The following is a 281-nucleotide window of genomic DNA, read 5'->3' as shown; positions in this document are numbered from 1 at the left end:
AGATGCGTAGTCGATGGGAAACGGATTAATATTTCCGTACTTGATATATCAGTGAAGGGGGGACGGAGAAGGCTAGACAAGCTTGGTGTTGGTTATCCAAGTGAAAGTGCGTAGGGCGTTGAATTAGGTAAATCCGGTTCGACATTAAACCTGAGACACGAGACGAGTTTCTACGGAAACGAAGTTGTTGATGCCCTGCTTCCAGGAAAAGCCTCTAAACTTATGATATATCGAACCGTACCCCAAACCGACACAGGTGGTCAGGTAGAGAATACTAAGGC

The 281-nt window shown here is 45.9% G+C and carries 1 rRNA gene; it reads left to right on the top strand.

Going from position 1 to position 281, the window contains the following annotated elements:
• Positions 1–281: ribosomal RNA gene (locus FM019_RS20750) — 23S ribosomal RNA — on the top strand; the annotation flags it as partial.

It is taken from the genome of Aliiglaciecola sp. M165, assembly GCF_007197995.1.
GTDB lineage: Bacteria > Pseudomonadota > Gammaproteobacteria > Enterobacterales > Alteromonadaceae > Aliiglaciecola.
This window is presented reverse-complemented; position numbering and strand designations above follow the sequence as displayed.